The following is a 26,427-nucleotide window of genomic DNA, read 5'->3' as shown; positions in this document are numbered from 1 at the left end:
CAAACTTCTGGATGAGCGAAATCGGAACCGGGGTGTGCATCTACGTCACGGGCTCGAAGCCAAAGGAGCGCATCGGCATCACCCGGTTCCCCCGATGATCAGTCGGGAATGCTCGACCCTGACAGGTCGGACATCAAGACCTAAGGAGCGCACCTTGTCCGCAAGGGACTTCCTTCGGTCGTGCGCGATGCTCTTCGTCACGTGACGGAAAGCATCGCGCACGGGGTGCGCTCCTACAGTTGCGACTCGATCGGCAGCCAGCTGATCGCGCGGGTGACCGTGCGCAGCCACCAGCCGGCGTCGGGCTCGTGTTCGAGCACCTCGGGCGGCTGCACGCTGCGGTCCAGCCACTGCGGCAAGCCGTCCGCGCCGCGGCGCAGCTGGTAGCTCAGCGCCGGTGCGGCCAACCGCAGATATTCCTGGCGCAGGTCGTGGGCCAGGGCGTCGTCGTCGAACAGCACGCCCATCTCGGTGTTGAGGTTGGCCGAGCGCGGGTCGAGGTTGAACGAGCCGACGAAGCCGCGCGCGCCGTCGATCACGAATGCCTTGGTGTGCAGGCTGGCGCCGCTGCTGCCGAACAGGCCGTGGGTGGCGACTGGGCCATGGCGGCGGATCTCGAACAGGCTCACGCCACCGTTCAGCAACTGCCGGCGATAGCGCTCGTAGCCGCTGTGCACGGCCGGCACGTCGTTCGCGGCCAGCGAGTTGGTGATCACGCCGACATGGGTGCCGTCGCGCGCCAGGCCGAGCAGGGTCGCCGCGCCTTGCCTGCCGGGAACGAAGTAGGGCGAAATCAGCAGCACTTCGCTGTGCACGTCATCCAGGTGGGCGACCAGCCGCGGCTGCAGCCAGCCGCGGCGATCGGCGGTTGTCGTCTTCAGCGGCGGGTCGGACGCCACCACGATGTTCGTGCTCCAGTGCGGCGACAGGTCGTGGTTGGCCAGGCGCTGCACCGAGGGCGAGGCGGCGACCCGGTCCAGGTAGACCTGCGCGGCGGCGTCGGTGCACTCGCTGGCGAGCGCCGCCACCAGAGCGTGCAGGCTTTCCGGCGTCTGCGGGTTCAGCGCCTCGATCGGCACGGCGGCGCTGGAGTTCCAGAAATCGTCGAAGATCGCGCTGGCGTCGGCCACCGCCGGGCCGAGCAGCAGCATGTCCAGATCACGGAAATTCACGCTGCGGTTGGCGTCGAAGTATTCGTCGCCGATGTTGCGTCCGCCGACCAGTGCGACCCGACCGTCGGCGATCCACGCCTTGTTGTGCATGCGATGGTTGACGCTGAAGAAGCGGTGCACCATCTCCAGCAATCGCCACACGCCGCTGCGGTTGCGGAACGGGTTGTACAGCCGCACCTCGATGTTCGGGTGTGCGTCCAGCGCCAGCAGCGCCGGGTCCAGTCCCTTGGTGTTGATGTCGTCGAGCAACAGGCGCACACGCACGCCGCGCTCGGCCGCGGCGTACACCTCGCGCGCCAGCAGATGGCCGACCAGATCGTCGTGCCATATGTAGTACTGCAGGTCGAGGCTGCGCCCGGCCAGGCGCGCGGACGCCGCGCGCGCAGCGAACGCGTCCAGTCCGTCGGACAGCAAGGTCGCCGCCGTCTCCCCCGGGTGTCTGGCAAGGTACGGGGTCAGCTCGCGGTCGATCGGGGTCTGTGTGGGCTGCGGCGGCAACGCGGTGCTGGGCACGCCGGTGGCGCGCGGGGTCAGGTGGTCGGCCAGCAGCAACCCGCTGATCACCAGCAGCACCAGCGCGAACAAGCCCCATCCCAGCCAGATCATCATCCTGCGCACCTCTGGCACCCCCTCCCGCAGCTGATTATTCGATTAATGCCCCGCACAAGCAAAGGCCCGCCGCACGGGTGGCGGCAGGCCTTCATGGAACCAGGCAGGCCGGAAGCCGGCAATGCCCGCAACGGTGTGGCTTACTGGCCGCGCATGCGGCCCTGGAAGCGGGTGCCGCCGTTGCCCATGTGCGACAGCTTCAGCTTGCCGATCGCGCTGATGCGCTCCTCGGCCAGGCGGTCGGCCGCCTTGTAGGTCGGGATGTTCTCGGTCTTGGATATCTCGAAGATGCGGCCCAGGTTGTAGTAGATGGTGCGCATCATGCGCATCGCGCGCTCGCGGTTGTAGCCGTCGATCTCCAGCGACACGTTCATCACGCCACCGGCGTTCACCGCGTAGTCCGGTGAGTACAGCACGCCGCGGCGGTTCAATTCGTCGCCGATCGCGTCGGTGGCCAGCTGGTTGTTGGCCGGGCCGCAGATGATCTTGGCCTTGATGCGGTCGATGGTCTGCTCGTTGAGCGTGCCGCCCAGCGCGCACGGCGAGTACACGTCGGCGTCGACGTCGTAGATCTCGTCCAGGCCCACCGCCTCGCAGCCCAGCTCGTCCACGCAGCGCTGCACCGCTTCCTTGTTGATGTCGGTGACGAACACCTTGGCGCCCTGTTCGCGCAGCAGCTTGATGAACTCGCCGCCGACGTGGCCGGCGCCCTGCACGGCGTAGCTGTACTTGCCCACGTCCTCGTTGCCGTGCTTGAACTGCAGCGCGGCCATCAGGCCCTGCAGCGAGCCGTAGGCGGTGAACGGCGACGGGTCGCCCGAGCCGCCGTGCACCTGGTGCACGCCGGTGACGTACTCGGTTTCGCGGAACACGTATTCCATGTCGTTGACGTCGATGCCGACGTCCTCGGCGGTGATGTAGCGGCCGTTCAACGAGTTGACGAAACGGCCGAATGCGCGGAACAGCGCCTCGGACTTGTCCTTGCTCGGGTCGCCGATGATCACCGCCTTGCCGCCGCCCAGGTTCAGGCCGGCCACGGCGTTCTTGAAGGTCATGCCGCGCGACAGGCGCAGCACGTCGTTCACCGCCTCCTGCTCGGTCTTGTACGGCCACATGCGCAGACCACCGAGCGCGGGGCCCAGCACCGTGTTGTGGATCGCGATGATGGCCTTCAGGCCGGCGTCCTTGTTGTGGCAGAAGACGACTTCTTCGTGACCCGTGTTGGCGATGGTTTCAAAGATCATTGGAACGATGACTCCATTGATTTGCGGTGCCGATGGCATCTACAGAGGGCGGCGGGGAGCGAATGGGACCCTGCCTGGGGGTGTGAAAACGCCTGAAACTCATCGCCCCGAGCGGAGTCGGGGCGATGAATCAAAGCGAGAAGTTTAGTACGTCATCCCCGCAGGCGGTGGTGCGACGCAGCAAGCCGCAGGCGCAGGAGTGCGGCGCAGGCTCGTCATCTACATCCGGCAGTTCGGCGCGTGGCCGCTGGCGCGCGCCTGCTGGTACACCGGCAGCAGTTGCTGCGCCTGCCGATCCAGCGCCTGCGCGCGGTTGCCGGAAGAAGGGTGGGTGGACAGGAACGCTGGCGGCTTGCCGCCGCCCTGTGCACCCATCTTGCCCCACAGCGCTGCCGCGGCGCGTGGATCGAAACCGGCCTGCGCCATGTAGCGCTGGCCCAGCGTATCCGCCTCGCTTTCCTGGGTGCGCGAGAACGGCAGCAGGATGCCCACCTCCGCGCCCACGCCGAGCAGGGCCGCGGCGTTGCCGGCGTCGCTGCCGCGCGAGCCGGCATAGATGGTGCCGGCGGCCACCGCCGCCTGCGCCGCCATGTTGTCGGACACGCGCTCGGCGCCATGGCGCGATACCACGTGCGACAACTCGTGGCCCAGCACCACCGCCAGCTGGTCCTGGTTGGTGGCGATCTTGAACATGCCGCGGTTCACGCCGATGCGGCCGCCGGGCAGGGCGAACGCGTTGGCCGTGTCGTCGCCGATGATCTGCACTTCCCACTGCTGGGTGTTCCATGGCGGCGGCAGCACTGCGATCAGCGCGTTGGACACGCAGGTGGCATAGGCGTGCTCGCGCGGGGCGTCGACGAACTTGCCCTGCTTGCGCATGTCATTGAACGCGCTCAGGCCCATCTGGCTCATCTGGCTGTCCGACACCATCATCAGCTGCGAGCGGCCGGTCGGCGAGGTGACGCAGGCGGCCAGCAGGGCGGTGGCCAGCGGGATGGTCAGGTTGCGGAATTTCATGGGGATCCTCCTTGGCGTGCAGTGGCAAAGCATACCCGCAAGGTTTGCCGAGGCCGCGTGAGCTTGCGTTTGATATGGAACGAACGATCGTGCTATTTTTCGTGACCATGAAGACGGCAACCCTTCCGGGCAAGCGTGCGGCCACCCGCGACACCATCCTCGACCACGCCTACGCGCTGGCCCGCCGCGACGGGCTGGAGGGCCTGTCGATCGGCGGCCTGGCAGGCGACGTGGGCATGTCCAAGAGTGGCGTGTTCGCCCATTTCGGCTCGCGCGAAGACCTGCAGCTGGCCGTACTCGATACCGGCCGCCAGCGTTTCGTGGCCCAGGTGCTGCTGCCGGCGCTGCAGCAGCCCAAGGGCCTGCCGCGGTTGCGCGCGATCGTGGCGAACTGGTTCGAATGGAGCCGCGAGCACCAGCGCGGCTGTGTGCTGCTGTCCGCCGTGAGCGAATACGACGGTCGCGACGGCGCGCTGCACGATGGCGTGGTGCGGCAGCAGGCCGGCTGGCGCGACGAGCTGCAGAAGGCGATCACGCAGGCGGTCGGGCTGGGCGAACTGCGCGCCGATACCGACGTCGCCCAGCTCGCTTTCGAGATCTATGCGCTGATGCTCGGCCTGCACCACGACGCCGGGCTGTTCGGCTTCGATGAAGCCGGCCAGCGCACCCGGGCGGCGTTCGAGCGCCTGTGGCGCAGCTGGCAAACCTGAGGCAACGCCCATGTCCACCGTCATCGATCGACTCAAGCTCGCCACCGTGCGCACCAGCTTCGTGCTGGGCGGCCGGCTCGCGCCGCAGCGCACGGTAAACCGTGCCGCGCGCCTGTTCGCCACCCCGTTCGTCAGCAGCCGCAGCCGTGCACGGGCCGCCCGGGGCGACGCGGAGATGCAGCGCGGCCAGCTGCAGGTCAACGGCGAAACCATCGCCACCTACGTCTGGGGCGATCCGTCGACCCAGCCCTACGCGCTGCTGGCGCATGGCTGGTCCAGTTTCGGCCTGCGCTTCCTGCCGTGGGTGGCGCGGCTGCGTGCGCTGGGTTTTGCGGTGGTCACCTTCGACCAGCCCGGCCACGGCCACAGCAGCGGCAAGCTGTGCACGCTGCCGGAATTCATCGCCACGATCCGCGCCGTCGGTATGCATTACGGCAACGCCGCGCTGGCGATCGGCCATTCGCTCGGCGGCGCGGCGCTCACCCTCGCACAGGATGAGGCCTGGCATGCCGAGCGGCTGATCCTGGTGGCGCCAGCCGCCGACATGAAGGCGGCGGCGCGGCGCTTCTTCCGCTTCGTGCACCTGGCAGGCTACCTGCGCCCGCCGTTCTATGCATGGCTGCACCGGCGCACCGGCGTGCACATCGACGAGCTGCGGGTGGATCGCCGGCTGCCGGCGCTGGGCCAGCCCGCGTTGATCGTGCACGATCTGGACGACGAGGACGTGCCGTGGGCCGAAGGTGAACGCTACGCCCGGTTCTGGCCCGGCGCGCGCCTGTATACCACGCAGGGCCTGGGCCATCGCCGCGTGCTGGACGCGCCCGAAGTGATCGACGCCGCGCTCGCCTTCATGCGCGGCGAGCCGGTGGGCGAGCGCGTGGTGGGCAGCCCGGACCTCGCGCTCTGCATGTGACATCCCTTCTCCTTTGGGAGAAGGTGCCCGGAGGGCGGATGAGGGTGCGCGCGGAGCGAAGTGCCGAATCCTGCGCGGTCTTCAACTTCGGTGCCCCCCGTACCCTCACCCCAGCCCCCTCACCGCAAAGGGACTCCCTACGGTCGCCAAAGGGAGAGGGGGCCAATTCCGCGTGACTGCCGTCGATCCACTAGAATTGACTGGTTCAAGCACACGATGTCCGGAGTTGCCATGAGTTCCCCCGCCAAGCATGTTCCCGCCAGCGCCCCGCAGACGGAAACCACCCCACTGCGTTTCGTCACCGCGGCCAGCCTGTTCGATGGCCACGACGCGGCGATCAACATCATGCGACGGATCATCCAGTCGCAGGGCGCGGAGGTGGTCCACCTCGGCCACAACCGCTCGGTCGAGGACGTGGTGCGCGCCGCTCTTCAGGAAGACGCTGACGCGATCGCCCTGTCGTCCTACCAGGGCGGCCACGTCGAGTACTTCAAGTACATGGTCGACATGCTGCGCGAGCGCGGCGCCGGCCACGTGCGCGTGTTCGGCGGCGGCGGCGGCACCATCACGCCGGAGGAGATCCACGAACTGGAAGCCTACGGCGTGGAACGCATCTACCACCCCAACGACGGCATGCACATGGGCCTCGTGCACATGATCGAGGACGTGATGCAACGCGCCAGGAATGCCGCCGCGCAGCGTGCCAGTTCCGAGACCAACGCACTGCCCAAGGTCGACATCGACGACGAGATCTCGGTCGGGCACATGCTCTCGGCCATCGAGGAAGGCAAGCTCCGCGACGGCGAGCTCGAACACCAGCGCAAGCAGTGGAAGCTGGCCGGCAGGCACACACCCGTGCTCGGCCTCACCGGCACCGGCGGCGCCGGCAAGTCGTCGGTGGTCGACGAACTGCTGCTGCGCTTCCTGCACGCGTTCCCGCACATGCGCATCGCCGTGCTCGCGGTCGATCCGACGCGTCGCCGTTCCGGCGGCGCGCTGCTGGGCGACCGCATCCGCATGAACGCGTTGCGCAGTCACCACGTCTACATGCGCTCGATGGCCACCCGCCGCCAGCACGCCGCCACCAGCGTGGTGCTGCATGACTGCATCGATTTCCTGAAGAGCCAGCCGTACGACCTCGTCATCGTCGAAACCGCCGGCATCGGCCAGAGCGATTCGGAGATCGCCGACCTGGTCGACTTCCCGGTCTACGTGATGACCAGCGACTACGGCGCGGCCAGCCAGCTGGAGAAGATCGATATGATCGACTTCGCCGACCTGGTGGTGCTGAACAAATTCGACAAGCGCGGCGCCGAAGACGCGCTGCGCGACGTGCGCAAGCAGTGGAAGCGCAACCACACCGCGTTCAAGGTGGCCGACCAGGACGTGCCGGTCTACCCGACCATCGCCAGCCAGTTCAACGACCCGGGCGTGACCTGGATGTTCAGCAACCTGTGCCGGCTGATGCGCGGGAAGTTGCACCTGCCCGCGGAGAAGTGGACGCCGCAGATCGACACTACCCTGAAAGAACCGCGCGCCACCGTACTCATCCCCGGCAGTCGCGTGCGCTACCTTGCCGAGATCGCCGAGCAGGGCCGCGCCATCAACAAGGGCATCGAGACCCAGGCCGAATACGCCAGCAAGGCGCAGCACTACTACGAGTCGCTGAAGGAACTGGATGACGACAAGCTGCCGCGCCCGCTGGAGCCGTACCGCAACGCCGACTTGCAGCCTGCTTCGCCTCCCTCTCCCTCTGGGAGAGGAACCGAGGGTGAAGATACGGTCGGAGCGAGCAGCTCCACGCAAGCCCTGAACCCTCACCCCCAACCCCTCTCACCGGCAAGGGGACTCCCTGACGGTCGCCGAGGGGAGAGGGGAGAAGGTGTGGACCGCAGCCTCCTGCTGCTGCGCCAGCGCTACAACGCCGCGCTGAAGGAAATCACCCACGAAGCCATCCGCCAGCTGCGCGAATGGCCCGCGCTGTTCGCCTCGGTCACCGCCGACGTCAACGAATACAAGGTGCGCGACAAGGTCATCCGCGTCGACAACTATCGCGAGTCGCTGAGCCACCAGAAGATCCCGAAGGTGGCGCCGCCGAAGTCGAAGGACTGGGGCGAACTGGTCACCTTCCTCGGCAAGGAAAACCTGCCCGGCCACTACCCGTACACCGGCGGCGTCTACCCGTACCGTCGCAGCGGCGAAGACCCCACCCGCATGTTCGCCGGCGAAGGCACGCCCGAGCGCACCAACCGCCGCTTCCATTACCTCAGCCAGGGCGGCGCCGCCACGCGCCTGTCCACCGCGTTCGACTCGGTCACCCTGTACGGCGAAGACCCCGCGCCGCGCCCGGACATCTACGGCAAGATCGGCAACTCCGGCGTCAACATCGCCACGCTGGACGACATGAAGAAGCTGTACTCCGGCTTCGACCTGAGCGCGCCAAGCACGTCCGTCTCCATGACCATCAACGGCCCCGCGCCGATGATCCTGGCGATGTTCATGAACACCGCGATCGACCAGAACGTGGAGAAGTACCTCAGGGAAGACCCCGCGCGCTGGGCCGCGGCGGAAACGAAGATCGCCGCGATGTACCCGAACGGCCGTCCGCAGTATTCCGGCGACTTGCCCAAGGGTAACGATAGCCTGGGGCTGGGCCTGCTCGGCGTCACCGGCGACCAGTTGGTGGATGCCGGGACCTACGCGCGGATCAAGGCCGAGACGCTATCCAGCGTGCGCGGCACCGTGCAGGCCGACATCCTGAAGGAGGACCAGGCGCAGAACACCTGCATCTTCTCCACCGAGTTCGCGCTGCGCATGATGGGCGACATCCAGCAGTACTTCGTCGACCACAAGGTGCGCAACTTCTACTCGGTGAGCATCAGCGGTTATCACATCGCCGAAGCCGGCGCCAACCCGATCAGCCAGCTCGCCTTCACCCTCAGCAACGGCTTCACCATCGTCGAGTACTACCTCGCGCGCGGCATGAAGGTGGACGACTTCGCGCCGAACCTGTCGTTCTTCTTCTCCAACGGCATGGACCCGGAATACACCGTCATCGGCCGCGTCGCCCGCCGCATCTGGGCCCGTGCGATGCGCGAGCGCTATGGCGCCAGCAGCCGCAGCCAGATGATGAAGTACCACATCCAGACCTCCGGCCGCTCGCTGCACGCGCAGGAAATCCAGTTCAATGACATCCGCACCACGCTGCAGGCGCTGTACGCGCTGTTCGACAACTGCAACAGCCTGCACACCAACGCCTACGACGAAGCCATTACCACGCCGACGGAAGAAAGCGTGCGCCGCGCGGTGGCGATCCAGATGATCATCAACAAGGAACTCGGCCTCAACTTCAACGAGAACCCGTGGCAGGGCAGCTATGTGGTCGACACCCTCACCGACCTGGTCGAGGAAGCGGTGTACAAGGAGTTCGAGGCGATCAGCGAGCGCGGCGGGGTGCTCGGCGCGATGGACACCATGTATCAGCGTGGCAAGATTCAGGAAGAATCGATGTATTACGAGCAGAAAAAGCATGATGGGTCGCTGCCGTTGATCGGCGTGAATACCTTCCTGCCGAAGGATCATGGCGGGGAGATTGCTACCGAGATCGAGTTGATCCGCTCGACACCCGAGGAGAAGGGGGCGCAGATTGGCAACGTGAAGACGTATGGTGATTCACGGAATGCGTTGGCGCCGGAGAGTTTGCGGACCTTGCAGAACACGGCCAGGGAGCGGAAGAATGTGTTTGAGCAGTTGATGGAGGCGGTGAAGTACAACTCGTTGGGGCAGATTAGCCATGCGTTGTATGAGGTGGGGGGGGAGTATCGGAGGAATATGTAGCTGTTCCGCGCGCGAGTGCTTCAGGTATTCCGGTGAACATAAATAAATGTCGAGGCGATTGAAAGATCGCCTCGACATTTTATTAAATGGCCACGGACGATGTGAACTCTTCGACGAAGTCTTCCATGATGAGTTTATGTTGAGTGAGAAGCTCGTGAACTTTCTCCTCTGTTAAGTCATTGCGGTCGAATTTGTATATGTCGTCATAAAAAGTGCGAACCGAGTGAATAAATTTATTCAAGTCACGTTTCCGCATTATGCGGACGTCTTTATTAAATCCAGCGCCTGGCCCAAGTTTTACTGTAGGTATGATTAGTACGTTCGTGGATTCACATCCGACATACTCGCGATCAAACCATGCGCATGCGTTATTGAGTTGACCACTCTCATCTTTGTTTATATGCGCACGAGTCAGTTCTACTTCGTTTTTGCACTCAACGAGCAAGTAGTTGCCAGCCTTGAGTGCCCAAAGATTGTCCGGCCCCTCCTTCCACTCCTTGTCGGGTCGCTCAGAAGCGAATCCTAATGCGGCCCCCAGCTCATGCCATGCCCTTTCGAATTGCTCTGCGCGGACCCCGAATTTTAGTGAGTTGGTTATATCGTCTACGGCGAGCCTTAAGTTCTCATTTGATTGAAAATTTTGAACCCACTTGACTATGCTGATAGATCTTTTTTGGGCAATCGCTGACAACTTCAAAATTGGGATGGACTCTGGCTTTAAAAGCAGTCGATTGAGTCGATGTGCTCCAGCCTGCTTAGCTTGTGCCCCCGCGTGACTTTCTAAATATTCGTATCGCGCAGCCTCCTGCAGGTACCATCCTCGCTCGGTAGAAGCCATGTCGGGATATTTGTCAAGAATTGCTTGGATGCGTGCAATGGCTTGCTGATATCTTCCAAGCGAGAAATCGACTTCGGCTAGTCTCTCAGCCGTGAATATGTCGAGCAGGCCCGATATTAGAGCTTGGGGAGAAAGAGAGTCCATTGTTTCTTTGTAGAACTCCTTCCAATCTTCGTTACGTTCTAAACATTGGCGTATTAACGCCATCAATGCGGAATGCGAGGTGCCTGCATTTTGAACATCGGCCTGTGCTTCCTCGGAAATTTCTAGCCCGAGGCGAACTTGGGCCTTTGTTTGATCGGATAGATGATCTTGAATTTCTCTTGAGCGTATGGACCTCACGAGATCCGAGCCAGTGATGAGCACCACACAGTAATCTTTCTCGCCGCGAACGGCTCTGCCTAAGCCCTGTTCGATCGTTCGCGCTATCCTAGCAGCAGAGATTTGACTCTCTGGGCGACATTCCTCTACATATCTTTCCCATAGCGTTTCACCATAAGGTTTGCCGTCGAGTATCAATATGCGGCACGCTTCATCTGGTAGATCAATTCCGTCGTACCGATTTGCAACTGTCAGCGTCGTCTGAATTATACCGTTTCGGAGGGCATCAACTAGTTGATCAATTGTATTTGTGCTTGCGACAACTGCACCAGATGCTTCCCAACCTTTTGAGCTATTAAAACTTGGTGTCAGTACAACTGTATTGTAGCGTCGCTTAGCGTCCGGCTTCCCAAAATTTGCCATGACGTATCCTTCGTCGAGGTCTGTGGAAATTATGGACGGGATCAAAAGCATTCGCTCACCTGACCAAGTTTCCTTTGGATCTCTCAAGGGTGCAGTAACGACGTTTCGATCCAAGCCTAGACCTTTTATCAGGAAGGCGTCATCGGTGACGGTGGCAGACATGAATATACGATGCTTGGCATTAGCATACGACCCAAACATTTCCAGCGGCGGGATATGTGGAATTATTATAATTTGTTCTGAAGAGACTACGCATTGGCAAAGCTTGATCTTATCTCGGAGTATCGGCCAAACAAATTTGAGTTCTTTTGTTTGGTTTGCACGCGCAAGGATTCGAGTGACTTCTTCCTCGCGATCGAGCCACGCCCAATATGGAACTGGCAAGATAGGGCTTGGCCCTCTATCGTTTGCTTGTCTGATTTCCTCGTAAGATCCGACCCCCTGCTTTCTGAGATCGTCTTCAAATAAATTTACAATATGTTGGTAAGCTTCATGTTTACGCGGTAAAGTTATTTGACATGCCGAGCGGATTGAATCAATGCAAGCGTGCGCGTCATCTATAACGATATAGTCTACTTCGGTCGAGCGTGCGCCCAAGTTGAACTTCGTGAGTCCATTGAAAAGTTTCTGAACAGTTACAACTAGTATTGCGCGACCGTCTAAAAATGAAGACGGTAGATTGCCGTCATCGTCCGCATCGGTGCACGTTATTCCAAATTGCTTTGCCTGAATGAGGGTCTGTCTGGCGAGAAAATTATTTGGACAAAGGTAGATTGCTCGGCCGCCGCTCTCATTTATCTTTGATTGGAGCATTAATAAGCCTACAAGAGTCTTTCCTTGACCCGTGTGGAGCTTGAGTATTACATCATTATTTCTTCTGAAATTGAGATGCCAATCCTGTAGAACTCGCTCCTGCGCGGCCCTAAGCGGCCCTTTGTCGCTTGCCCTATCTAGGCGTTCATAGATCTCTGTTGGTTCAACTGGCTTTCCTGCGGGGCCGGCGACGCGCTTTTTCTTGAAGTCGACCATTTACCACTCCTTAGTTTAAGTTCGGTTGTCAACAACAAGTGTCAGCCTACGCTCTACCAGCATGCGAAAGCAAAGAGCGAGAAAAGAAACCCGGGTCAGAGTGGAATGGCACTTACTTAAGCCGTAACTCACTGATCTGACAAGCAGGAAGGGCTGGCTCGAATGATAAGGTGGTGTCGCCAGACATCCACTCACCACCCGAGACCAGCCCTGATGCAGCGTAGCCGTCGTGTCGCTCTCCAGCAACAGCAGATCCGCCGCCAGCTTGGACAAGCGGACATCTTCACGTTCTTCAACATCCTCACCGGTCCGGAACTATTCGATCCTCTGGAAGTACTGTTGCCCGTGCATAGCGAGCGACGGTTTCCGCCCACGGAAACCCTGGCCATGTTCTTGCGCCAGGCGTTGAGCGACGATCGTTCGTGTCAGCGTGCAGTCAACGACACGGCCGTGGCCCGCATCGCGGGTCACCTCCCGCGATGGATGCAGTACACGCACCGGCGCTTATTGCCGTGCGCGCCAGCGCCTGCCCACGCCACTGATCGCATCGCTCACTCGCCATAGCGGACGCCACCTGACCGATCGCGTGCCACCGACGGGGCAATGGCGAGGCCGGGCCGTGCGCTTGGTCGACGGCACGACCGTGTCGATGCCCGATACCGTGGCCAATCAGGTACGTTACCCCCAGCCGCGTACCCAGCAACCGGGATTGGGCTTTCCGCTGTGCCGCATGGCGGCCCTGATCTGTCTGGGTAGCGGTGCCATCCTGGATGCGGCAAGCAGCGGTTACCACGGCAAAGGCAGCGACGAACAAACGCTGCTGCGGTCGATGCTCGACACCTTGAAGCGTGGCGAGGTATTGCTGGGCGATGCGTTCTACGCCACCTATTTCCTGCTGGCGGACTTGTACGAACGGGGCATCGATGCGGTCTTCGAGCAGCACGGCGCGCGTGCAAGGACAACGAATTTCGAGGGCGGCCTGATCGTGGGTACGCGCGATCACCTGCTCGCCCTGCCCAAGCCCAAACTCAAACCCGAATGGATGACTCAGGCGCAGTACGACCGCGCGCCCGCGACGGTGATCGTGCGCGAGTTGCGGGCCGGTGGAAAGACCTTGGTCACGACCCTGCTATGCCCCAAGGAGACACCCAAAGAAGCGCTGAAACTGCTCTATCGCCAGCGCTGGAACGTCGAGCTGGACTTGCGCCATATCAAAACCACCTTGGGCATGGAGACGCTCAGCTGTCGCACGCCGGACATGGCGATCAAGGAAATCTGGGTTTACCTGTTGGCCTACAACCTGATCCGCCTGCTCATGGCGCAAGCGGCATGGTCGATGGGCTGCCTGCCGCGACAACTCAGTTTCAAGCATACGCTGCAACTTTATGACGCTTGGCGGCACCACCCGTTCGATGACACCACGCTCGACCCGCGCCAGGTTCTGTTTGCGCTGATCGGCCAGCAACGTGTTGCCAACCGGCCCGGACGCGTTGAACCCAGGGTCATCAAGCGACGACCCAAACCCTTTTCCTTGATGACCCAACCTCGTGCCGTACTCCGCGAAGCCATCCGGTTGAATGGCCATCCAAAAAGGGCTTAAGTAAGTGCCATTCGGGTCAGGTTCATTTAATCCTGATTTTTTGGCGATTTGGGTGGTCTTCTGCGAGGCCTGAGGCTGACTGAGCGCTGGGTCAGTGCTTCGACTTGCTGCTGAAAGCGTTCGCTGCCCCATACGCGCTGTTGCTGGGTGTGTTGTCGCAGATCGTCGAGATGCTTTTCTTCCACGTGTTCGTGGACCAGGGCGCGGTAGACGGCTTGTCGTGCGGCAGGTGTGGTGGCCAGCAGCATGTATTGCGGGTGTGGCGTGATGAGTGGCGTGGGTTGTCCCATCGCGTTGTGGTGGTAGCTCGACCAGGGGTAGTCCGCGGGATCGTCGGTCATGCGGGCTCTGACGGGATTGAGCTCGATGTAGCGATAGCAGGTCAGCAGGTAGCGCACGGTGTCGACCAGCGCCGCCTTGAAGCGGCCCTCCCACAAGGTGCCGGTGCGCCGGTAGCGTGCATTGAAGCTGCCGACATAGCGGCGGCCAACCGCCTGCATCATGCGCGAGATCGCACCGTTGCCTGCCGGTGTCACCAGGAGATGGACGTGGTTGGTCATCAGTACGTAGGCATGGATGGCGCAATCGTGTTTGCGTGAGGCTTCCTGTAACTCCTGCAGATAGCGCAGGTAATCCGCATCCGCGGCGAAGCAGGCTTGGCGATCGTTGCCGCGTTGAACGACGTGCTGGGGGATACCTGGGAGGTCAAGGCGGGGCTGGCGTGCCACGGCACGTCTCCGTTGTGATTGGACCGCATGAGGATGCCTGGCCGGGGTTGTTGCCACTGTCGGTCAGCTTCCCGGCGCGCGCTGCCTCACATCTCATCGTGGGGTAGGAAAATGAACCCGACCCCCTTGCGTTGAGATTCGCGACTACCTGCAGCAACAGAAGGTGCTGGGCATGGATCGATTCCGCGCATGGGTCGAGGCAAGGACAGGACGTTTCGCCACAGTTCGGACACTCGGCAGACCACCGCGGCGGCCACATTGTCCCTGACACCTTTTTCCCCGGCTTGCCTACTTGGCGCGCAGGCAGCAACATGGCTGAGGTACGCGAATAGTTCAGCGGGGGGATGGCTTGGTGAACGCTTTGCCCAAGTTGCCGACGAAGCATCCTGGCAGAGTGGCCGAACCGCCGGCTGGGGGCTATGTCGTGCCGGGTTCGCTGCCGGGGAGAGGAGATCTTTCCGATTGGGTGGAGTTGATGGAGGCAGTGGAAGCGTTGTGCCCGGTGTGGCCGGAGAAGGACGTGGCGCTGAGTATGTCGAAATGTCTACTCTGACCACTGTTTTGGATGCTTGGCTTTTTGATTAGGTGCTACTCGGGGGGCGTTCGAATGGCTAATCCGTTGCTGGTGTTTCGCGTGGGCTACATGAAGACCTACGATGGGATCGACGAGATCGTTGGCGGCGGTGCCTACGTCGAGGAGAACGGCGAAGGTGGCGAGATGTGGAACTTTCGCTATGAAGCCGGGCGCTGCTATGGCTTCGTGATGACGAAAGACATCACCCGGAAGTACGCCAAGAAGAAGCGCTTCGCTGGTATCAATCTCAAGAGGATCGATCCCACACAGAAGTGGAGAGAGAACGAGTCGCTGCCGGGCGTCGACATCGTCTATATCGCGAAGCATCCCGATGGTGGTCAAGTGGTGATTGGCTGGTACCGGAATGCCACGGTCTTCCACAAAGCCTATCGAAAGCGCCGCGGGCGACCGAAGATGGGCGACTGGGCAGGTCTGGACTACCTTTGCGAAGTGGATGCCGACGATGCCCTCCTTGTGCAAGAGAGGGATCGCGATTTTCGTGTGCCGCACGGCAAGGGGTTTATAGGTCAGTCGAACGTGTGGTACCCGGATGAAGGCAATCCGGAGGCCCTGCGAATTGTAGATCGGCTCCGAAAGTACATAGGTGGATCAACAGGTACGCGTGTAAACCCCACCCAAGGTAAGCGTGGAGGCAAGTGGAGCAAACCGAACAAGGACCTAGTCACTCAGATCGAGCAGGCCGCTGTTGCTTTGGCAGAAAAGCACTACAAGCAGCAGGGCTACGCGGTGAAATCGGTCGAGCGGGATAACCGTGGGTGGGATATTGAAGTCAGGAAGGGCAAAGAGGTTCTGTATGTCGAGGTGAAGGGGCATATCGGCAATGTTATTCAGTTTGAGTTGACGCCGAATGAATACCTACGGCTCCAGGAGCACCATTCGAGGTATCGGGTGTGCGTACTTCGCAATGCGACTAGCAACGGCAACGAGCTAGAAATCTATGCCCCCAAGGTCGTGGATAAATACTGGGTGCTCCAGCGCCTGGATAAGCCGGGAGAAATCCGGTTCAATGAGCAAGTTGCAGCCAAGGCCTTCGAGGCGGTGCTTCCATAGTAAGAACAGAAAGGGGTTAGGTTCATTTAGCCTTGGTTTCGGGTGGTTTCGGGTGGTTTCGGTGGTCTGCCGTGTGGTCGGACGCGATCAGCCCCTCGTCGCCGATGCCTTGTTTGAGCCACGCTCCGCAGGCGCACGAGGCGCAGCGCAAGATCGAGGTTAGTCACATGATTCCGCTGAGGAAGTGAGCCTGATCTGTTCTTCGCCAGTTACCCAATATCGATCCACGGCATGTCGAGCTGATCGATGGCACAGGATTCGGATTGACGTGTGACCAGGTACAGCCCGACAAGGCCTACTGCAGTGCTGTCCATGATGCGCACTGCGTTGGCCAACTCTGCATCACTGCAGGTGAAGTTGCCGCACCAATAGGCCCGGGAGAGCGGGCTATCCATGTCGATATGCTTTTCCATGGCTGCCATGTTCCCGCAGCTTGGCCGTCGCGAATATCAGTGGCTGGATCGATGTTACTAAGCCGAAAGAAAGTATCCGAACATATCAGGCGGCATAGCGGACGGTGGGGTGTTGAAAGAAGCCGCGCACCAAGGCCGGTTGTTTCTGCAGGGCGCGCAGGAAAGCCATGGCATGACGCTTGAGGTGGTCCGGCCCGCTCAAGGCCAAACGACCAAGCTTGTGGCGTTTGAGGTGATTCCACACCAACTCGTCCGGATTCAGATCCGGGCTGTAAGGCGGTAACTGGAACAAGCGCAATTGCCCTTGAGTACCGGCGACGAACTGCTTCACGGCGCGTGAACGGTGCACCGGATGGCCATCGACGACAAGGAAGACGGGCGCATCGCGATGGACCATGAGCCGCTTGAGGAAGTCGATGAACTTGGCGGTCGTCAGGGTGCCTGGGCAACAGGCAAACCGCAGCTCACCCCGCGGGCTGACCGCCGAAATGAAATTCAGGGTGAAACGCGCGCCCGTCCGCTCCACGGTGGGCGTTTGCCCGAGCGGTGCCCACGTCGTGCCGCTGTGGTAGTCCGAGCGCACACTGGCCTCATCGGCAAAGAACACCTGCGCCTTGGCGCGCTTGGCTTCCTTGCGGATCGCTGGATATTCCTCATGCAGCCAGGCTTCAACGCGTGCCGGGTCGCGTTGGTAGGCACGCGCCAGCGGTCGTTGCGGCGACAGGCCCAGTTCGCGCAACAGGCGTCCGACCGATACCTCGGACAGACGAACCTTGAACCGCCGGGCGATCAGGTCACGCACCATCGCCCGTGTCCACAACGCAAATTCGAACTTCAGCTGTTGCGGGTTCTTCGTGGTCACCGTTGCATGAATCCAGCGCATGGCACGCTCGTCGAGTTTGCGCGGCCGTCCGCTGATGGGCTTGGCTCGCAGCGCCTCCAGCCCGCCCTCACGGAAGGCGGCCAGCCACTCATAAATACGTGGCCGCGACAGCCCAAGCGTCCGGATCACGGTTTCCGGCGACTCCCCGGATTCCACCGCCTCGACCGCCCGAAGGCGCATCGCCTCCAGCGTCTCGTGGGACAACTTTCGACCATCGGTAGCGCGCATTTCCCTCTCCTCATCGACATCCTATCCTTGGACAGCGACGAAGCGAAAATGTTCGCTTACTTATGTTCGCCTTAGTATGTAGGCGCTTGCAACCGGTGGGGTCGGACATTGCTGCGCTCGGCCAAAGTAGGTTGGTGTAGACAAGCTAGCCTCTTCAATAGCTCACCGCTTTCCATGTTCGGACATCTGCAGAAGCATCGGTGATGCCCACCCTCCAAGACTTGAGTAGCCGCTCAAGACCATCGACGGAAATGCTGGTAGCGCGACGTTCAAGCCGCGGTACGCGCGTCCGAGGGATCACGTTGGCTGGTTCAGTCGTAGGTCTTTGTAGACGGCTGATGTTCGCAGCGATGTGATGGTTCGTACTCGATAGAGGTGACGGCGACGACCGTGAAGGCATCTGTCTCCAAGACAGATCAGACTCACTTCTTGGTAGGTAAGCCAACGTGCCCTGTTCTTGAGCCGCTCCCGTTAGCGAGAGGCCCGGCCTGCTGAACTTGGTCCGCGACCAGCAATCGACTTCTCGAACCGTTTTACAAAGCCAACCAGGTCTTGATCGCAGGCTTGGCAATATTCGCGCAGTTGCAGCAGGTCCAGCCGTCGTCCACCGCGTTCGACGTCGCTGATATAGGACTGTGATCGATCCAACAACGAGGCCAGTTCGGCCTGCTTCAGACCAGCCTTGTTCCGGACTTCGATTAGCAGTTCGAGCAGCGTCTGGTACTCGGGTTTGTGGATCGACTTCGGGGGCATTGCGGCGTCATAACTGGAAGGCCACGCCCACCCTATATCCAGTTTTTCGGTATCTGAAAAACGGATGTTCATGAGCGGATATGTTGGTGATCCGCTCTCTTCTAAAGGGCGACTCGGTTAGGCCCGCCAGCGATCTTTTCCTCAAACCGTCTTACAAAGCCGACCAAGTCCTGGTCGCACGCCAAGCAGAAGTCGCGTAGTTGGAGCAGATCCATCCTTCGGGAACCGCGTTCGACGTCGCTGACATATGACTGCTTTCTCCCCAGCAGTGCGGCCAAATCGGCCTGGTTTGGGTGGGCTTTGATGCGCATCTCGCGTAGCAGCCCCTGCAGCACTTTGTACTCAGCTTTGTGGATCGATTTGGGAGGCATCACGGCGACTCAGATGGTAGGCCGTCCCCAACCTATATCCGGTTTTCAAATATCTGAAATTCAGATATGATCCCTCGCGTGGGGCGCCTATTTGCTGACGGAGCCAAGCCGGGCATGGCGTGCACGCCTTTACTTATCGGGGAACTACCAGGAGCAAGCGGGATGCCTGGCAGGACACATCTCTCACAGGTCGGCCAAGGGGACGACCACCAATCGGAGACATTTCATGTTGAAAGATAAGGGGACTGTAGTGGCCGACCCAACCAAGGGGATGAACTGGGTCTGTGCGTTGGAGCTTGCAGGACGCGGCGCGAAAGTCATGCCGCATGGCCGTAGCAGCCGCGAAGCGGTGCTGCAGACCACAGGCATGGTCCGAACACGGCAGATACCGTTACGCAGCTTCAGGATCATGTTGGTGCGAGGCACCCTCGCTGCCGTGTTGGCGCCACTGCTGCCGTTGTATACCGCTACTGCGCAGGTGGCGCCGACAGCGGATGCTGCACGCAACTTCGATCTGCCAGCTGGCAAACTTGCCACCGCTCTCGACGCGCTCCGCACACAAAGCGGCCTGCAGGTGGACTATCCATCTGCGCTGGTCGTGGGCAAGCAGGGCAGGGCGGTGCACGGCCGCATGAACTGGCGCGAGGCGCTGACCCAGCTGCTCGAAGAGTCGGGCCTGGAGTACGAAATGCTCGACAGCCGGACTGTGGCCATCCGACGTGCGGCCGGACAGGCGAGGGCGGCAGACTCCACGGTCACTACATCAAGCGCAACACATTCGGTACCCGCCGCCACGAACTTGGAAAGCGTACAGGTTACGGGAACGCGTATCCGCGGCGGCAGCACGCCATCGCCAGTCATCACCATCGGCAGCGAGCAGATCCAGCAGGAAGGTTTCACCGATCTGGGTCAGGTGATTCGTAGCGTGCCGCAGAACTTCAATGGCGGGCAGAACCCAGGTGTCATGGGCGTTGCCAGCGGCCTTGGCGACACCACTGGCGGCTCCGCCTTGAACCTGCGCGGACTGGGCGCCGACGCATCGTTGACGCTGCTCAACGGTCGCCGGCTGGCCTACGACGGGTATTCCCAGGCCGTGGATATCAGCGCCATCCCCGCAGAGGCGATCGATCGCCTGGAAATCGTCCCTGACGGTGCGTCGGCGATCTACGGCTCTGATGCGGTGGGTGGTGTGGCCAACGTGATCATGAAGTCCGACTTCGACGGAGTTACCGTGCGTGCGCGCTATGGCAATGCGACCGAAGGTGGGCTGGCGACGCGCGAGTACACCGCGACCGCCGGCACCACCTGGGCCGGCGGTGGATTGATCGCAACGTTCAAGGGTGCCGACGTCGATCCCATCTATGCGCGCCAGCGCAGTTACACCAAGTACCTGATCGACCCGTATACGATCTACCCGGGCAGCGAATCGCACAGCGGTCTTATGATCGTTCATCAGTCGTTGGGCGACGTAGCCGAATTGCGGCTTGACGCGCTCAGAACCAAGCGCGCTGTGACGCAGTATCTCGGGACGTCGACAGATTCCTACTACCGCTACAACCCGGAGACGTCGATCACGCTGGTGTCGCCAAGTATCGAGTTCTTTCTTCGGCATGACTGGTCCATCACGCTCGGCGGAACGTACGGTAAGGACAATACTGCCAATGAGGACCATTTCGTGTCGGTAGCGGAGAACAGTCTTTCACAGAGCTGCTACTGCAACGAAAGTCGTTCCTGGGAGGTCGGCGCCGAAGGCCCACTGTTCCCGATGGGCGGAGGGGAGACGCGTCTGGCTGTCGGAGCCGGGTCGCGAAAAAACAAGTTCCGGGTCGTGTCGAAGGTTTCCGGCAGCTCCTATGGTGGCGATCAACGTGCTGGGTTCGCATATACCGAACTTGATTTCCCGTTCGTTTCGCCATCCTCGGGCATCGCGGGTGTCCATCGTCTGGAATTCAGTGCAGCAATGCGCGGCGAGGATTACGACAGCTTTGGCCGAGTGACCACGCCGAAATTGGGGGTGATCTACGACCCCACCTCGGACTTCACACTCAAGGCCTCTTGGGGAAAGTCGTTCAAGGCTCCGACACTGCTGCAGCGCTACGGCAACAAGTATGCCTATCTGTTCAGTGCCTCTGCAGTGGGTGCCAGTGGTAGCCCAACCGACGCCACTGTATTGTTGTCTTCCGGCGGCAACACCACCGACCTGCGTGCGGAGCGGGCACGGACCTGGACGACTTCGCTGGCATTGCATCCGGAGTCACTGCCGGGTCTGGATGCCGAGCTAACCTGGTTCGACATCGACTACACCGACCGCGTGGTTCAGCCGGTCGCCTACCAGCAGGCGCTGAGCAATCCGGCCTATGTAGACTTTGTGGATCGGTCGCCAACGCGGGAGCAGATTCAGGAGCTTCTCGCCACCTATGGCAGCAACTTCTACAACTATGCCGGAGCGCCCTACGATGCCAGCAAGGTGGTGGCGATTGTTCGCGACCAGTATGTGAACGCTGCACGACAGCGGATCAAGGGGCTTGATCTGTCCGGGTCGTACCGCTTCGATTTCGGCGATGGTCGGCTGACAGTGCGCGGATCGACCAGTTGGCTTGACAGTACGCAGACGACCGGTGCCGGACAGCCCGAACAAAAGCTCGCGGGCACCGTCTTCAATCCGGCCCGGCTCAATGGCCGTGTCGGCGCAGTGTGGACATCGGGAGGCGTCAGCGCTTCGGGCTTCGTCAACTACACCGGCGGCGTGACCAACGGTTTTGCGCCGATGCCGGAGAAGACCGCGTCGTTCACCACGCTCGACACCACGATCAACTACAACACTGGCGAACGTACTGGTGCTTTTTCGGGCATGACGTTCGAGCTGGTGGTACAGAACCTGCTGAATCGCGCGCCTCCGCTTTATACCGCGGCGGTGGCGACCTACGTGCCGTATGACGCCACCAACTACTCGGCGATCGGACGCTTCGTCAGCGTTTCGATTTCCAAGCACTGGTAGGGGAGGCAACATGGAACTTTTCCATCATTCGGCCGCGTGGGCGGCCGTGACGGCACGCATGCGTCTGGATTTCTCGGCCAGGAAGCACAGTACATATTGGATTTTGGCGCTTGCACTTGTTGTACTTGGCATGGCTATCGTCGGGCAGTCGCACGCGGAGACGATTTCGCCGCGACGCCTACTGGAGGTGATCGACTTGGGCAACCCGGTGATCTCACCCGATGGGCGGTACGTGGCTTTCCGATCCGAGCGCGCATCGGTTGAGCGCAACACGTATGACACTACGTGGTATGTACAGAGCTTGGATGGGAAAGCCCCGCCGCTCCGGGTAGCGGATGGAGGCGTGCCGTTGTTCCAGTACGTCAATGGAACAGTGCTGCCATCGCCAGCCGTCTGGTCGCCGGATGGAAAGTGGATCTACTATCGCGCGATCTTCAATGGCCGTGTCTCTGTCTGGCGTGCGGCGACGGTTGGGTCCGGAGCTTACGCGGTGACGTCGGATCCGGCGGACGTGCGGGACTTTGCGTTGAGCAACGATGGTAAAACACTGATGTACAGTGTCGGCGCCACGCGGAAAGCGGTCATCGATGCGGAAGAGTCTGAGTACGATCACGGTATCCGCATCGATGACACCGTGGATATTGCCGCTGGACTGTTTCGGCAGAGCGTACTCAATGGGCAGCCGACCACGCGGCGATACCTAGAGGGGTGGGCCTCGACCGGGCCCCTGCTGGCAAAAGTGCCAGACTGCTGGAAGGCCGTCGACCTGACAACGATGGCAACCCGGGCCCTGCCCATATCGGAGCATCCGGTGCGCTGGTTGACGCCGGCCGATCTTTCGCCCGATTTGCCGGCGGCGCCGGTCAAGATCTGGGACGGCCTGCGGCCGCAGCGCTACCAGATAACCCAGAATCCTGGCGATGGACGCATAGCGGTGCTGTTGCCTGGACGCAAGGGCAAAGGGCCGTCTTTAAGTCAGCATGACGAGTTGGCCATGCTGCCGGAAAGGCATACGTCGCACCCGATCTACTGTACGGCCGAGATGTGTCGCCACAAAGACATCACAGATATTCAGTGGCGCCCCGGGAGTGACGAGGTCCTGTTCACCACCGACGACTATAACAAGGGACATACGCAGTCCCTTTACGGATGGAATGTCGTAACGAGCGTGGTGCGACCGATCGTGTTTTCCGATGGGCTTATCAGCGGGAGCCAGCGCTACTGGGACATCCCCTGTGCGCTGTCGTCCGATACATTGGTCTGTGTGGCTGCGGAAGCCGATCATCCGCCACGTCTTGAGGCGATCGATGTGAAGAGCGATTATCGGCGAATCCTGTTCGCGCCGAACAAGGGGTTGGACGCGGATATTGCGGCAACGGTGCCGGCGGAACTGATCCGTTGGAAGGATGCGCAGGGAAGGGAGTTCACCGGCCAACTCTTCGAAGCGCGAGGAGCGAGTGCCGATCATGCACCGCCGTTGTTCGTGACGTTCTATGACTGCTATGGCTTTCTACGCGGTGGGGTGGGTAATGAGTGGCCACTTGCCACCCTGGCCGAGAATGGTATCTCGGCGCTGTGCATCAACACGAATCCGGAGGCACACCCTGACGCCATTGACGGTTACGACCAGGGACGTGCAGCCGTCGAAGGTGTCGTGAAGCTCCTGTCCGCTGAAGGGCGCATCGATCGGACACGTGTTGGCATGGGCGGACTCAGCTATGGCAGCGAAGCGACGTTGTGGACGTTGGCGCATTCGGATGCGGTGAGCACCGCATCCATTAGTGGTGTTTCGGTGACACCGACCTATTACCTGTTCAACAGCTTGCGAGATGCTTTTCGTTCTACCTTTCGGAAAGTGTGGCAACTTGGCGCGCCGAGCGAAACGCCTGAACGATGGAAGGAGGCATCGCCCGCGTATCAACTCGACAGGATCAAGGCGCCGGTTCTATTCCAGCTGCCCGAGAAGGAATACCGGGTGACCCTGGACTATGCGATACCTCTGATGCGGAGGCATCAGGGGGATATGTACGTGTTCCCGCACGAGACTCATATCAAGTACCAGCCACGACACAAGCTGGCGGTGTACGAACGCAACGTTGACTGGTTCCGCTTCTGGTTGCAGGGATATGAAGATCCAAGTCCGGAAAAAGTAGGGCAATATCGCATCTGGCTTGAAATGAAGAAGGCCGCAGAACGTCGTTTTGATGCGGGATCTCACGATGGATCGTGACCTTGTTGACGTGTCCAGTTCTCGGCTGTACATAGGTCGAAGATGCGAAGAAACGACAAGTCCCTGGAGGCGAGGTCCTTGGCGAAGAAATTTGCCAAGGCAGGGCGGTCGAGCAGGCCATGTGTGCACAGCTGCCCCTCCTCGAGGAACTCGCGAATCTTCAGCTTGTTGCGCGTGTAGACACCAGCCATGTGGCCGGTGTACGAGCCCTTGCTGCGTCGATCGAGAATGGCTTGCGGCAGGCGATCGGCAAAGGCTTGGCGGGCGATGGCGCGATTCTGGCCGTCGGCGATCCACATCCAGGTCGGGACTTTGAGGCATGCCTCCATGACCGGTTGAGACAGTAATGGAAAATGCATGGAGCGTTCCGGGCTGCGTGGTCCGGCATCCCTGAATAGCTGGTTCCCGATCAGGTCATGAATTTTCTCGTGATCGCCGGGCAGTGCGCCCGGCGGTGCGTCCATCCAGGGATGATGTTCCGACGTTGTGGCCGCACAGGCTGGGTTGAGCAGCGTGTGATCTTCTTTCCAGGTCGCACGTGGCCGACGCAGCACTTTCTTGAGGGTCAATCGGCCAGCCTTGAAGACCGTGCATCGGTGGAGGGCCGCTAGATCTGCGATGGCAGTGATGCCTGCCATGACGCCACGTTCCCGGAACGCGTCGGCGGCGGGCGCTGCGGTCCTCAGGTAGCAGAAGACGGTATCGCCACCGGCACCCGAAAAGAAGTCTTCCACGCCATATCGGTTGCCTGCGGCTTCCCATGCTTCGTTGATGACGCGTTGTAGCATTCCGATCGCGGGCAAGACGGAAGAGCGGGGCACGGGAAATTCGAGGTGGACATTGTCGAACCCGACTTCCACCGAGAAGAGTTCCTGTCCCAATGCCTCCGTTACCAACCGGGCATATGGGCGCTCGTCGGTCCCGGCTACGGGCATGACAAGCGTGCAAAAGGTGGCGCGCAGCGAAGCATGGCGCAGGCACGTGGCAACGATGGATGAGTCCAGCCCACCCGACAGCTCGACCAAAAACCTATTGCCACCCGCGGCTAAAGCCTTGGCCGCACTGGATACGGCAACTCGGACATCTTCGGCGGCCACACGAGGATCCTCGTGCCGGACGCCCCTTTCCACGAAGCGCCAGGGCGACCATGCGGAGCGAACCGAAACATCCCTTCCCAGGTAAGTCAGCACGCCGCCTGGAAGCAATTCACTGACGCGCTGCAGTGCCGTACGCGTCGTCTTGAGGTAGGGAAAAGTGAGGCCGTGTGCGATGGCCTGCCAGTTTACCTCCCTGCGATAGAGTCCCAGGTCGACTGCAAGGCCGATGTCCGATGTAATGAAGCCTTCGCCATCGGCGAGCGAATAGACGCATGGCACAGCGCCAGAAGGGTCGCGTAGCAGAGTGATCGCCGGGATATTGTCGCGGTCGCAAAAAATGGCGAGATAGTTGCCCCAAGTGTCTTGCAGCAGGTGACTGGCGAGTTCGCGCGCCGAACCATCGATATCCAGAGGTTGTGAGATGGGCTGGCCGTCTTTGGTGAAAACCTGGCCAATAAGCAGACCGTGCCCGGGTATTGCAAGGGTAGGGGCATCTGTGGAAGCAAAGACCCTGACCGACGCTGATTCAAGCTTGCAGGTCATTCCCGCAGCGCGCAGGAGCGTGTCCAGCTGCGGCATGTAGTCAGCATTCCGGTTCAATCTTCCGCCGAGCAGGATGATGTAGCGGCAGTTCATCAGACCACCCTGATAGGAGTGTATGCATGAGCGTCGAAGAGTGTTTCATTCAAGACCATGTCGCCGGCTTGTACCCAGCAATGCGCCGCGAAAGGCTCCGGTGTCACGCCGAAAACGATATTCGCCGACAGCCCTCGCCGCGAAAGGAACCAGAGCAGGGACAAGGAATCCAGGAGGCAGATCGGCTCGATAGGTACATAGCAGCGTGCACGAGCGAATTGCCCGTTTACCTGGAGCAGGTTGTCTTCGGGAGTGGTGGGCGTAGCGACCTCGTGTGCACCTGTTTTTCTGTCGCGGTATGCGCTGGCTTCGTCGAGATTCGTTTTGAGTGCACGGGTCTTCAGTTGGCGACGGGTCGACCAGACGATCGCCATGACTTCGAAGACAATGGCCATATCGATTCGTTGACCCGCAGTCGTGGCGGGTTGCTCGATCGCGCTGGAAGTCGGGCGCCGGATGCTCGTTATTGCGGTATGAGCTTTCGGGCTCGGTGCCTCGACCAATATCCTTGCGGCCGCAAGATCCTCCACTAGCATGGGGGAGACATCTTCATGTGCCTGGAACTGTCGCATGGCCCTCTCGAGAGCGCCGGTCAGCTTGAAGTATCGATCTTGCGCGACGTCGAGAAAAACCAGCTGTCCGTCGACCTCACAGTACGAGAGATTTTCCCTGAGCTGATAGTGCATCGCCCGTTCCTCAGAATAGGGCGCACACCATGGTGTGCGCCCCGGA

Annotated in this window: 17 protein-coding genes and 1 pseudogene; 7 read left to right on the top strand and 11 right to left on the bottom strand. The window is 60.9% G+C overall.

What is annotated here, in order from left to right:
• Positions 1–233: 233 nt before the first annotated feature.
• The 3 genes from LRK53_RS13355 to LRK53_RS13345 all read right to left on the bottom strand — a co-directional run bounded on the left by LRK53_RS13355 (position 234) and on the right by LRK53_RS13345 (position 4,042).
• Positions 234–1,781 carry a phospholipase D family protein gene (locus LRK53_RS13355; RefSeq protein WP_051257462.1) on the bottom strand — a complete coding sequence of 516 codons (1,548 nt, stop codon included), beginning with the start codon at positions 1,779–1,781 and terminating at the stop codon, positions 234–236.
• 140 nt (positions 1,782–1,921) lie between these two features.
• A complete protein-coding gene (locus LRK53_RS13350) occupies positions 1,922–3,025 on the bottom strand; it encodes a Glu/Leu/Phe/Val dehydrogenase dimerization domain-containing protein (protein WP_027491204.1) in 1,104 nt (367 codons plus the stop codon).
• A 219-nt stretch (positions 3,026–3,244) separates the two neighbouring features.
• A complete protein-coding gene (locus LRK53_RS13345) occupies positions 3,245–4,042 on the bottom strand; it encodes a M48 family metallopeptidase (protein ID WP_027491203.1) in 798 nt (265 codons plus the stop codon).
• Between the two features lie 107 nt (positions 4,043–4,149).
• Here LRK53_RS13345 and LRK53_RS13340 point away from each other — a divergent pair, with 107 nt between their 5' ends.
• From LRK53_RS13340 to LRK53_RS13330, 3 genes are all read left to right on the top strand, one after another.
• Positions 4,150–4,752 (top strand): TetR/AcrR family transcriptional regulator, encoded by a 603-nt coding sequence (locus LRK53_RS13340; RefSeq protein ID WP_027491202.1) that lies wholly within the window; start codon positions 4,150–4,152, stop codon positions 4,750–4,752.
• Between the two features lie 10 nt (positions 4,753–4,762).
• Complete coding sequence (locus LRK53_RS13335; RefSeq protein ID WP_027491201.1) at positions 4,763–5,665, top strand: alpha/beta fold hydrolase; 903 nt, start codon at positions 4,763–4,765, stop codon at positions 5,663–5,665.
• A gap of 231 nt (positions 5,666–5,896) precedes the next feature.
• A complete protein-coding gene (locus LRK53_RS13330) occupies positions 5,897–9,502 on the top strand; it encodes a methylmalonyl-CoA mutase family protein (RefSeq protein ID WP_027491200.1) in 3,606 nt (1,201 codons plus the stop codon).
• Between the two features lie 82 nt (positions 9,503–9,584).
• Here LRK53_RS13330 and LRK53_RS13325 read toward each other — a convergent pair whose 3' ends face one another.
• Positions 9,585–12,113, bottom strand: coding sequence for a DEAD/DEAH box helicase (locus LRK53_RS13325; RefSeq protein WP_081666507.1), 2,529 nt, complete (start codon positions 12,111–12,113; stop codon positions 9,585–9,587).
• A gap of 213 nt (positions 12,114–12,326) precedes the next feature.
• Between LRK53_RS13325 and LRK53_RS13320 the strand changes: the two are divergent.
• Positions 12,327–13,713 (top strand): annotated as a pseudogene (locus LRK53_RS13320) (IS4 family transposase).
• 26 nt (positions 13,714–13,739) lie between these two features.
• Here LRK53_RS13320 and LRK53_RS13315 read toward each other — a convergent pair.
• Positions 13,740–14,441 carry a transposase gene (locus tag LRK53_RS13315; RefSeq protein WP_027491199.1) on the bottom strand — a complete coding sequence of 234 codons (702 nt, stop codon included), beginning with the start codon at positions 14,439–14,441 and terminating at the stop codon, positions 13,740–13,742.
• 643 nt (positions 14,442–15,084) lie between these two features.
• Here LRK53_RS13315 and LRK53_RS13310 point away from each other — a divergent pair.
• Positions 15,085–16,086, top strand: coding sequence for a protein NO VEIN domain-containing protein (locus LRK53_RS13310; protein ID WP_221174160.1), 1,002 nt, complete (start codon positions 15,085–15,087; stop codon positions 16,084–16,086).
• Positions 16,087–16,295: 209 nt separating this feature from the next.
• Here the strand turns inward: LRK53_RS13310 and LRK53_RS13305 are convergent, their stop codons facing one another.
• The 4 genes from LRK53_RS13305 to LRK53_RS13290 form a co-directional block, all read right to left on the bottom strand.
• Positions 16,296–16,499 (bottom strand): DUF3606 domain-containing protein, encoded by a 204-nt coding sequence (locus tag LRK53_RS13305; RefSeq protein ID WP_027491197.1) that lies wholly within the window; start codon positions 16,497–16,499, stop codon positions 16,296–16,298.
• Between the two features lie 85 nt (positions 16,500–16,584).
• Positions 16,585–17,610 (bottom strand): IS630 family transposase, encoded by a 1,026-nt coding sequence (locus tag LRK53_RS13300; protein WP_027491196.1) that lies wholly within the window; start codon positions 17,608–17,610, stop codon positions 16,585–16,587.
• Between the two features lie 471 nt (positions 17,611–18,081).
• Positions 18,082–18,363, bottom strand: coding sequence for a helix-turn-helix domain-containing protein (locus LRK53_RS13295; RefSeq protein ID WP_081666506.1), 282 nt, complete (start codon positions 18,361–18,363; stop codon positions 18,082–18,084).
• 101 nt (positions 18,364–18,464) lie between these two features.
• Positions 18,465–18,734 carry a helix-turn-helix domain-containing protein gene (locus LRK53_RS13290; RefSeq protein WP_027491195.1) on the bottom strand — a complete coding sequence of 90 codons (270 nt, stop codon included), beginning with the start codon at positions 18,732–18,734 and terminating at the stop codon, positions 18,465–18,467.
• A gap of 226 nt (positions 18,735–18,960) precedes the next feature.
• Between LRK53_RS13290 and LRK53_RS13285 the strand changes: the two genes are divergently transcribed.
• Together LRK53_RS13285 and LRK53_RS13280 are read left to right on the top strand one after the other, a co-directional pair.
• Entirely contained in the window at positions 18,961–21,732 is a 2,772-nt protein-coding gene (locus LRK53_RS13285; protein ID WP_235642294.1) for a TonB-dependent receptor, read from the top strand.
• A gap of 10 nt (positions 21,733–21,742) precedes the next feature.
• Entirely contained in the window at positions 21,743–23,962 is a 2,220-nt protein-coding gene (locus tag LRK53_RS13280) for an Atxe2 family lasso peptide isopeptidase (RefSeq protein WP_027491193.1), read from the top strand.
• On the opposite strand, the gene LRK53_RS13275 is transcribed toward LRK53_RS13280, so the two are convergent.
• Together LRK53_RS13275 and LRK53_RS13270 are read right to left on the bottom strand one after the other, a co-directional pair.
• Positions 23,947–25,695, bottom strand: coding sequence for an asparagine synthase-related protein (locus LRK53_RS13275; protein ID WP_027491192.1), 1,749 nt, complete (start codon positions 25,693–25,695; stop codon positions 23,947–23,949). The two genes, LRK53_RS13280 and LRK53_RS13275, sit on opposite strands and share 16 nt — an antisense overlap.
• On the bottom strand, positions 25,695–26,381 hold the full coding sequence (locus tag LRK53_RS13270) for a lasso peptide biosynthesis B2 protein (protein ID WP_027491191.1): 687 nt from the start codon (positions 26,379–26,381) through the stop codon (positions 25,695–25,697). The genes LRK53_RS13275 and LRK53_RS13270 overlap by 1 nt, the downstream gene beginning before the upstream one ends.
• Between the last annotated feature and the right edge of the window lie 46 nt (positions 26,382–26,427).

Source organism: Rhodanobacter thiooxydans, from assembly GCF_021545845.1.
Taxonomy (GTDB): Bacteria; Pseudomonadota; Gammaproteobacteria; order Xanthomonadales; family Rhodanobacteraceae; genus Rhodanobacter.
This window is presented reverse-complemented; position numbering and strand designations above follow the sequence as displayed.

Bases quoted from the DNA above. Each gene is read 5' to 3' on its own strand.
- LRK53_RS13355 (WP_051257462.1), bottom strand. From the start codon at position 1,781: ATGATGATCTGGCTGGGATGGGGCTTGTTCGCGCTGGTGCTGCTGGTG.
- LRK53_RS13350 (WP_027491204.1), bottom strand. From the start codon at position 3,025: ATGATCTTTGAAACCATCGCCAACACGGGTCACGAAGAAGTCGTCTTC.
- LRK53_RS13345 (WP_027491203.1), bottom strand. From the start codon at position 4,042: ATGAAATTCCGCAACCTGACCATCCCGCTGGCCACCGCCCTGCTGGCC.
- LRK53_RS13340 (WP_027491202.1), top strand. From the start codon at position 4,150: ATGAAGACGGCAACCCTTCCGGGCAAGCGTGCGGCCACCCGCGACACC.
- LRK53_RS13335 (WP_027491201.1), top strand. From the start codon at position 4,763: ATGTCCACCGTCATCGATCGACTCAAGCTCGCCACCGTGCGCACCAGC.
- LRK53_RS13330 (WP_027491200.1), top strand. From the start codon at position 5,897: ATGAGTTCCCCCGCCAAGCATGTTCCCGCCAGCGCCCCGCAGACGGAA.
- LRK53_RS13325 (WP_081666507.1), bottom strand. From the start codon at position 12,113: ATGGTCGACTTCAAGAAAAAGCGCGTCGCCGGCCCCGCAGGAAAGCCA.
- LRK53_RS13310 (WP_221174160.1), top strand. From the start codon at position 15,085: ATGAAGACCTACGATGGGATCGACGAGATCGTTGGCGGCGGTGCCTAC.
- LRK53_RS13305 (WP_027491197.1), bottom strand. From the start codon at position 16,499: ATGGAAAAGCATATCGACATGGATAGCCCGCTCTCCCGGGCCTATTGG.
- LRK53_RS13300 (WP_027491196.1), bottom strand. From the start codon at position 17,610: ATGCGCGCTACCGATGGTCGAAAGTTGTCCCACGAGACGCTGGAGGCG.
- LRK53_RS13295 (WP_081666506.1), bottom strand. From the start codon at position 18,363: ATGCCCCCGAAGTCGATCCACAAACCCGAGTACCAGACGCTGCTCGAA.
- LRK53_RS13290 (WP_027491195.1), bottom strand. From the start codon at position 18,734: ATGCCTCCCAAATCGATCCACAAAGCTGAGTACAAAGTGCTGCAGGGG.
- LRK53_RS13285 (WP_235642294.1), top strand. From the start codon at position 18,961: ATGTTGAAAGATAAGGGGACTGTAGTGGCCGACCCAACCAAGGGGATG.
- LRK53_RS13280 (WP_027491193.1), top strand. From the start codon at position 21,743: ATGGAACTTTTCCATCATTCGGCCGCGTGGGCGGCCGTGACGGCACGC.
- LRK53_RS13275 (WP_027491192.1), bottom strand. From the start codon at position 25,695: ATGAACTGCCGCTACATCATCCTGCTCGGCGGAAGATTGAACCGGAAT.
- LRK53_RS13270 (WP_027491191.1), bottom strand. From the start codon at position 26,381: ATGCACTATCAGCTCAGGGAAAATCTCTCGTACTGTGAGGTCGACGGA.